At 42.4% G+C, this 8,443-nt stretch carries 7 protein-coding genes; 1 reads left to right on the plus strand and 6 read right to left on the minus strand.

All coding sequences use genetic code 11. The features are described 5' to 3' along the window. The 6 genes from tnpA to BO222_RS01530 all read right to left on the minus strand — a co-directional run. A partial coding sequence (gene tnpA / locus BO222_RS01510; protein WP_198931968.1) for an IS66 family insertion sequence element accessory protein TnpA occupies window positions 1-288 on the minus strand: 288 nt, incomplete at its 3' end. Window positions 289-516: 228 nt separating this feature from the next. Beyond that, entirely contained in the window at window positions 517-1,275 is a 759-nt protein-coding gene (locus BO222_RS13910) for a type I restriction endonuclease subunit R, EcoR124 family (protein ID WP_198931979.1), read from the minus strand. A 2-nt stretch (window positions 1,276-1,277) separates the two neighbouring features. Then, entirely contained in the window at window positions 1,278-3,659 is a 2,382-nt protein-coding gene (locus tag BO222_RS01515) for a type I restriction endonuclease subunit R (RefSeq protein ID WP_198931980.1), read from the minus strand. Next, window positions 3,656-4,876: a restriction endonuclease subunit S gene (locus BO222_RS01520; protein ID WP_075817745.1), complete on the minus strand. Its 1,221-nt coding sequence runs from the start codon at window positions 4,874-4,876 to the stop codon at window positions 3,656-3,658. Before BO222_RS01520 ends, BO222_RS01515 begins: the two co-directional genes overlap by 4 nt. After that, complete coding sequence (locus BO222_RS01525; protein WP_075817747.1) at window positions 4,876-6,447, minus strand: type I restriction-modification system subunit M; 1,572 nt, start codon at window positions 6,445-6,447, stop codon at window positions 4,876-4,878. The genes BO222_RS01520 and BO222_RS01525 overlap by 1 nt, the downstream gene beginning before the upstream one ends. A 228-nt stretch (window positions 6,448-6,675) precedes the next feature. Continuing rightward, window positions 6,676-7,725 carry a hypothetical protein gene (locus BO222_RS01530; protein ID WP_075857277.1) on the minus strand — a complete coding sequence of 350 codons (1,050 nt, stop codon included), beginning with the start codon at window positions 7,723-7,725 and terminating at the stop codon, window positions 6,676-6,678. Window positions 7,726-8,169: 444 nt separating this feature from the next. Here BO222_RS01530 and BO222_RS13430 point away from each other — a divergent pair. Continuing rightward, window positions 8,170-8,443, plus strand: a 274-nt coding sequence (locus BO222_RS13430) for a hypothetical protein (protein WP_143356892.1), incomplete at its 3' end; no start/stop codon positions are given.

The raw sequence follows: 8,443 nt of genomic DNA on the forward strand, positions 1-8,443 counted from the left end.
ACGGATCGTTCGGTCGCTGTCAGTGATTTCAATCACCGGCTTTGGACTCTCGTCTGATCCTTCCAAATCCAGGAAGACCGTCCTGTCAATTTCTACGAATTCAAGAGCCGCTGAAGCAGGCGATACGGCGGCAGCTTTTCTGCGCCAGTACTGGAAGGTGGATAAAGCCAGGCCGTTTTGGACGCAGAAGCCAGCCTGAGTCAGACCTGACACCTGATATTGATCAACCAGGTTCATCCACTGTTCCTGATTCAGTTCACGGGATTTGGAAAACAGATAATTATGCATAAAATCCTCCAGTTCTAGTCGAATACAGAATATCGACTGGAACCGGAGGATCTAAGCCCGTGCAAATTTCAAAAGGTTACGAAGGTCAAGCGAGAACCGATGAAATAGTGATGAACGCAGAAAAGGGCTGGCTCCATGAGGGTGGAGTCAGTCCTTTCTAGTTTTCATTCGGCAAAACTAAGGGCACCAAAAACAGAAATTATTGTCACGTAAAGATTCGGCTAGCATTTAACCTCCTATACGTAAGCTTCCGTTTGAACTGATGTCAAAGAATCTGTCGAAAAACTGACCAAGACGAAGGATAGTTTTTCGCTTTTTCTCTTCTCTACCGGATTTGTTGAACCTGGATGAAGGCGGTAATATTTCATTTACCCCCGTACCGGTAGTTCGCAATTCACCCGCCTGAAAAGCCTCCTCCATGAACTGCCATGTTGGTTCTGGTCTCAACTTTTCTTCTGCAATAATCTGCGTCAGTTCGGTTGTACGTCTCTCATCGACAAATTCATTCCATTCACTTGCGATGTCTTCACTGTCATCCTCTTTGCCATTAAGCTGGTCGATAAAATCTTTAATCAGCTCTTTTTTACTTCTCAGCTCAGGACTTGCTCCGACAGCCTTTTCAATTTGTACAAGCACTTCCTTGTCTTTTTTATGGCTCTTCCGATACTTTTCCACAAGCATCAGGATGTAATCAATATTGATCTCAACCTGTTTGATCAGTTCGATTTCGAAAACAACATCGTTGGATACGTCTGTCTTCTCAATCTGTCTATCTTTCCATTCGTTTTTCAGGTCCAGATATCGGCTTTGGTAGTCCTGTAAATCGAGCTCCGATATAATCTCTTTTCCCTTAAAGTCATCAAACGACTTCAGGAGGTTCTGCATTCTCAGGATTGCCCCAAACAGTTTGATAAATTCTCTCTGGCTTTGTTCACTGTCAATATGTTCTTCATCAAGCGGGAACTTTTCAAGAAGGTCATGAATCATTTCTACATAACCTGGCTGATGTTTACCCTTGCTTCAAAACCATTGTAATAATCACTGAATTTGTGGAGCAGCACGATTCCACCTGCGTCTTTATCTCCAAACAGAGAAATTGCCTGGTCTACCTGTTTCTTTAGCGGGCGGAAACAGACAACGTTACCAAACGTTTTAACAGAGTTCAGGATTCTATTTGTTCTGGAAAATGCCTGAATTAATCCGTGCATCTTCAGATTCTTGTCGACCCAGAGTGTATTCAGGGTTGTTGCATCAAATCCTGTAAGGAACATACCGACTACGATCAGCAGATCGATTTCCTTGTTCTTCATCCGTAATGACACATCTTTGTAGTAGTTCTGGAACTTATCGCTGCCGGTGCTGTAATTTGTGCCGAATACCTTGTTATAGTCTTCGATCGCAGACTCCAGAAAATCTCTGGATGTCTGATCCAGCCTGGTCGTATCCTCTGAATTTTCATCCTCGAGAATTCCATCAGGTTCCGCTTCATTGGCACCATAGCTGTAGATCGTGGCGATTCTCAGTTTCTTAGAAGGATCAGCTTTCATCTGCTTCTTGAACTCCTGATAGTAAGCTTTCGCTGCTTCAACGCTGGATACTGCAAGAATAGAATTGAAACCGGATAGTCTTTGCTTACTTTTGATCTCCTCTACAGCACCCTGCTTGCCTGAAGCAACTTCAGCGACATTGGAGAGCTTATTAAAGGAGTACACTCTGCTATTCCTGTAGGTTTTTTGATCGAAGTGTTCAAGAATGTATTTTGTAACCATCGAGATTCGCTCTGGAGCCATCATGATTTTCTCACGATCGATGCTGTAGATCAGTTCATCATCCTCCTCCTGCTTCTCGGAATCGATGGTCTTAATGTAGTCGACCCGGAAAGGGAGAACGTTTTTGTCTCGAATCGCATCCACGATGGTATAAGTATGCAGTTGATCTCCAAATGTCTGAGCTGTTGTGAAGAATCCATTTTTTCCAGCCTTGGTGGCGTTGTCTGCAAAAATCGGCGTTCCGGTAAAACCAAACATCTCATATTTCTTGAAATTCTTGATCACAGCTCGATGCATGTCCCCAAACTGGCTTCTGTGACATTCATCAAAGATCATGACGACCTTTTGGTCGAATACTGGGTGTTTTGGGTTTTTCTTGATAAAAGTAGACAGCTTCTGGATCGTTGTGATTATGATCTTCGCATTTGGATCTGAAAGCTGTTTTGTCAGCACTTTCGTGGACGTATTGGAGTTGGCTGCTCCTTTTTCGAAGCGGTCATATTCCTTCATTGTCTGATAGTCCAGATCTTTCCGATCCACCACAAACAGTACCTTGTCAATGTATGGCAGGCTGGAAGCTAGTCGGGCTGTTTTGAAGCTGGTCAGCGTTTTGCCAGAGCCAGTTGTATGCCAGATGTAGCCTCCGCCTTTCACAGAACCGTAGTATTTATAGTTTTCCACGATAGCGATGCGATTGAGAATCCGTTCGGTTGCTGTAATCTGATACGGTCTCATAACCATCAGCATGTCTTCTGCCGTAAAGATGCAGTATTTTGTCAATATATTAAGCAAAGTGTGGCGCGCAAAAAACGTTCTGGTAAAGTCGACCAGATCAGGTATGATCCGATTGTTGGCGTCTGACCAATAGGAAGTAAATTCAAAGCTGTTGCTTGTCTTTTTTCTGCTTCCACCCGCTCTTTCGTGCTCTCTTTCAGCATTGAACCGCGTCGTGTTCGAGTAATATTTTGTTTCTGTCCCATTGGAGATTACGAAGATCTGGATGTATTCAAACAGACCGTTGCCTGCCCAAAAGGAATCTCTCTGATATCGGTCGATCTGATTGAACGCTTCCCGAATAGCAACTCCTCGCCGCTTTAGCTCGATATGAACCATTGGAAGGCCGTTGACGAGGACAGTCACATCATAGCGGTTGTTATGTCTTACTCCTTCCGCCTTGGATACTTCATATTGGTTGATGACCTGCAGGATATTGTGATGAATATAGTCTTTGTCGATCAATTTGATGTTTTTGGAGCTTCCATCATCTCGTTTGAGTACTTGTACATAGTCTTCCTGGATCTTTCTGGTCTTTTCAACAATATGTTCATTGGGATTGGCCAGATTCTCGTTAAAGAACCGCTTCCATTCGTTATCGGAAAAAGTGATGTCATTCAGCTTTTCCAGCTGAAAACGAAGGTTGGATTCCAGCTCTGTTTCCTTATGAACTGGAAGATATTCATAGCCCTGTTCGCAGAGCATCTGTATAAATTCTTTCTCAAGATCCGCCTCACTCTGATACGCATCAGAACGGCGCTTTAAAGGCGTGTATTCTGAAACGACCGTATTATCAGAGGTAGCAGCAATCAGATCAATACCGGTCAATTGGAATCAGCTCCTTCTGGTTTGAATTCTTTGAAAGTAAGCAGCTTATCCCGATAGTATTCATATTGTTTCTGGCGAGCTGCAATTTCGGCAGGAAGACCTGATTCTAAACTTGAACTAATAGAATCTAAATTGCCTAAGATTCTTAAAATATGCTCTTGTTGTTGCAAGGATGGTAACGGGATCCTTAAAGACATAATCAATGAAGAGTTTAAATCGCCTCGGGCACCCTGCTTCATGGCGATAAGATCATCATAGGCATTAGCCACTGCATAAAAGATATACTTATACATAGCTTTTGATGGATTGATTTCCAGATTTAGGCAATGCTGATTTGTCGTTGCAACTAGTTTGTTAATGGCACAGCGGCCAGCTGTAGCTCCTGAAATAGCAACAATCACGCAGTTTTCTGGTATCCATTTGGCCCCGGTTTCTTTAACGGCTTGTTCAGTTATATAAGAATCTACTGATTCAATCTCGTTAAAACGTACATCTTGGGTTCTGATCCAAGGGATGGTTGCATTCTCATAATAAACAGACTTTCCTTTTTTGGGTGTAGCACCTGTTTTATGGCTTTTAACTACTTCTCTAAGCTCTACAGTTTGATACCCTTTCAGGAGTTCTGACCGATAGTACTCATATTGTTTCTTTCTAGCGGTCAGCTCGGTAAATGTATCAAGGATTCGCACAATCTCTTGTTGAACAGGAAGCGGAGGAATGGGGATTCTAACCTTTCCCATTAGCTTTTTTGAAACGTTGTATCGAGTAACTCCATTTGCGGTTTTTCCGATTTGTCTCCTTAGTTCGCTTGATCTAAATAAGTGTTTCAAGAAGTCAGGCAAGAAAATACTCAGATCATGCAATCGAAAGATAAAACAAAAGCTATTTAAATACATATCTTCTTTTGGAACTTGAGTCACCACTGAAGAAAAACCACATTCATCAGGTGTCTCGGATGAACCGGTGAACAAAACATCACCATACTCGATCTTACGCTGCTTCTCTCCAACGGAGATTTTGACTTTATCATCAACATTCATATTAAGTGATGGGTTCATATAGACGTTTTTGTAAGTTATTAGCGTTGCGTTCCCATCACTAAAGTCGGTTTTGGATTTTCCTGATAATCCTCCAAGAAATGTTCCTAATTCCCCTAATGTTGCATATTTCACTCCGTTCGGACAACTCTGTTGCATCAATTCATTCAACTTGCTCATTAGTCTGCCTCGATTTCTGCAATGATCTTGTCGATAGCTGCTCTTAGTTCGTTTTCTCTGGTAACGATAGACTCGATTTGTTTGTTTAGCTCTCTTATATCTATCTTTTCTCTGGTGTCTTCCGGCTCTAGATATTTTGAAACGGATAAATCAAAGTTATTCTCGGCCACTTCTGATTCTGGGGCAACATGGGTAAAGTGCTCGATGTCTTTTCTTTCTTTATAGGCATCCACAATATGCTGGATGTTTTCATCAGACAGAACATTAGTATTGGTGGCTTTGACAAATTCTTTGGAAGCGTCCATGAAGAGAATATCGCTTGTACTACGGCCTTTCTTCAGCACCATGATGCAGGTAGCAATTGATGTGCCGAAGAACAGATTGGCCGGGAGCTGAATGATTCCGTCAACATAATTCTGTTCGACCAAATATTTGCGGATTTTCTGTTCTGCGCCACCTCTGTACATAATTCCAGGAAAGCAGACTACGGCTGCTGTTCCGTTTGGGGCCAGTCTGGAAACAATGTGCATCAGAAATGCCATGTCTGCCTTGGCTTTAGGGGCGAGAACTCCTGCTGGTGAAAAACGTTCATCATTGATCAGCAGCGGATCAGAATCTCCTTTCCATTTCTTACTGTAAGGATAGTTGCTCACAATCATTTCAAATCCATTTACCGGTTCCGTGTCCCAGTCGACAGGGTTAATTAACGTATCATCACAGGCAAGGTGAAATTTATCAAACTCCACATCGTGAAGGAACATATTGATTCGGGCAAGGTTGTAGGTCGTGATATTGATCTCCTGACCAAAGAAGCCATCACGGATATTGTCTTTGCCTAGTACTTTTTCTGCGGATAAAAGCAGAGACCCGGATCCACATGCTGGATCATAAACAGCATTGATCTTGTCTTTTCCAATCGTTGCAAGCTGTGCAAGGAGAGTGGAAACATATTGTGGAGTGAAGTATTCACCTCCGCTTTTTCCAGCATTCGAAGCGTACATAGACATCAGGTATTCATAGGCGTCCCCGAAAGCATCGATTTGGTGATCCTGAACATCACCGAGTTTCATATTGGCCACGCCATTTAACAGCTGCACCAGCCTCTCGTTTCTCTTTGCCACAGTACTGCCCAGCTTGTTGGAATTGACATCAAAGTCATCGAACAGACCTGCAAAATTGCCTTCAGATTCGGTTCCTCTTGCCGAATCTTCGATATGATGTAGAACTTTTTCCAAAGTTTCATTCAGATTTTCATCTGTGGGAGCTCTTTTTACAACATTACAAAAAAGTTCAGAGGGAAGAATAAAGAATCCTTTTTCCTCAATCAGTCCTTCTCTTGCCTCTTCAGCATCTTCATCGGACATAGAGGCGTAATCAAACGGTTCACCATTCGCTTCTTCTTCACCCTTATTTACATAATTTGCAAGATTTTCTGAAATATAACGATAGAACATGGTCCCCAGTACATAGTTCTTGAAATCCCAACCATCTACAGCTCCTCTTAGATCATCTGCAATTGCCCAGATAGAGCGGTGCAGTTCGTCGCGTTCCTGCAATTTGTTGTCTGCCATTATTTTTCCTCCTTGCTCTGAAATCCGATGAACTTCTTCTCATTGTTTATTCTCTTGATCGAAGTTCTATCGTCATCTATGAAAAGCATATTTAAATGTCAATCTTTAACAATAATTTGTTTTTGGTATACGGTCCCGAATGAGCTCGTCTGTATTATACTGTCTGCCGCGCGAGTTTTAATCAACAGAAAACGGCCGATCACGCAGAATATTTCTGGAGAATCGGCCTTAACCGCAACAATATAACGATTGGTTTTCCTGTCCCATCAATATTGGAAATGGTCCGTTATGTTTAGTGATACCATCCGAAATCATCTTTTTCCCGATCACGATGTCCCACTTTTTCTTACCCATATCGTTTCCTTCTTTCGTCTCTATCTCTTTATATAAAATGGCCTTTTTTGCTCTCCACTTTCTTATTTTGCAAAGTGGAGCTTTTTCTTCTTGTTCTTCTTCAAAGTCAAACAATGTCATCTGTTCAATGAGTGGCTGCGGAACACCAAGCGGAACCGTCCCATTCAGGCCATCCATCTGCCAGAAATTCCAAGTAATGATATTTGTGATGGATGTCAAAAGACTCTTATCTGCTTCTTTCTTCCATACACTCTGGTAATAATCCAGAAAGGTCATCAACAGATTGATTCGCCCAATCAACAGATTATCGCCCTGGTATTCATATCCATACACGCTTTCAAATGCGCGCTTTGTCCATTTCAGCCAGTCTTCTTCGTTGTCTGTATTCTCTGTGACCACTCTCAATTTTCTATCGAGTACTCCGATACGATCCTCAATAGGAATGATCTCTCCGGTTGATGCGTTGTATCTGGAAACGATGAAGGGGGCCTCACCGCAAGTAATTTCAAGAACAGACTGGTCGATGTAGTCTTTCCATTTTTTGTCTTTGAAATCGATCTTCTGAGTATTCGTCTTCCAAGACTGCTCATCCTCAATATTGAAAACTTCTGATCTCCCAAGCCACTCTGCATCCAGTTGGTTGACCATCTTATTCACGATCCAGGAAGGGGTGAAGACCTCCGCTTTGGATTTTGTTCTTTGCTGCTGGGTTTCGATGGCTTTAAAGGCACGAGGCTGAATGAGGACTGGATTGATTCCTTGAAGAGCCCCCAATGTGATGGTGAACCGATCACAATACGTCTCTCCAAATTCGCTGTAGCTGTTCGTCGCCCATATGATTGGCTTGCCCGTGGTTTTATCCATCAGAAGCTTATCCAGGACCAGGTCCAGAGGGTATTTTCGGAATTCTATGATTTTTTTCATCGCTTCACCTCCAGTCTCGTCATCTGTTTGTATATCCGTATCCATTATAAAGGAATAAAGGAACATAAGTTCGATGCGTTAGAATTTCCTGATAATAAGGTCTGCCAATACAAAAAGGGGCCAATGACGATGAAAAGGCCCCTGTCAACAACAATATAAAGATTGGTTTATTCGTCTCGTTGATATAAATGTTGTCCTAATCTGTTTAGCGATACCATGTTGATATAGCTTTTTTCCGATAACAACATCAAATTTCTTCATATTTTCTTCTCAATGTCATTAAGTTAAGGAGTGTCTTCCATGCGGAATTCGCTCCTCGTTTTTTTGATTTTTAACACAAGCAGTGGAGTTGCTCCAAAAGTTTATAAATTATCCGAATATGGCACTTGACAGACCGAAACTCGGAACTAATCCATAATCCGAAGGATTTCGGAGGTGGTTATTTTGACCCATTCGAAATCCCCTAAACAGTATCGCCAAATCTTCTATTCTTACCTGGACGGTCTGGCAGACTGCCCGGATCGTTCCCTGATTGAAGGCGAAGCCTTCACGCGAAACAGAAAAATTGGCCTTTCCCGTATTGCTCGTTTTATCGCTTCTCTGACAAGCGGCTCTATTCGCCAGCAGAATCTGACTTACTTCAAGACGCATAAAATCCAGGTCACTGACTCTGCCATATGTCAGGCTCGAAGCAAGTTCGACCACACAGTTTTAAAGA

It is taken from the genome of Ileibacterium valens, from assembly GCF_001945525.1.
GTDB classification, from domain to species: domain Bacteria; phylum Bacillota_I; class Bacilli_A; order Erysipelotrichales; family Erysipelotrichaceae; genus Ileibacterium; species Ileibacterium valens.

What these genes read in the sequence shown, in the direction of transcription:
- BO222_RS01520 (WP_075817745.1), bottom strand. Translation starts at nt 4,876, where the DNA reads ATGAGCAAGTTGAATGAATTGATGCAACAGAGTTGTCCGAACGGAGTG.
- BO222_RS01525 (WP_075817747.1), bottom strand. Translation starts at nt 6,447, where the DNA reads ATGGCAGACAACAAATTGCAGGAACGCGACGAACTGCACCGCTCTATC.
- BO222_RS13910 (WP_198931979.1), bottom strand. Translation starts at nt 1,275, where the DNA reads ATGATTCATGACCTTCTTGAAAAGTTCCCGCTTGATGAAGAACATATT.
- BO222_RS01530 (WP_075857277.1), bottom strand. Translation starts at nt 7,725, where the DNA reads ATGAAAAAAATCATAGAATTCCGAAAATACCCTCTGGACCTGGTCCTG.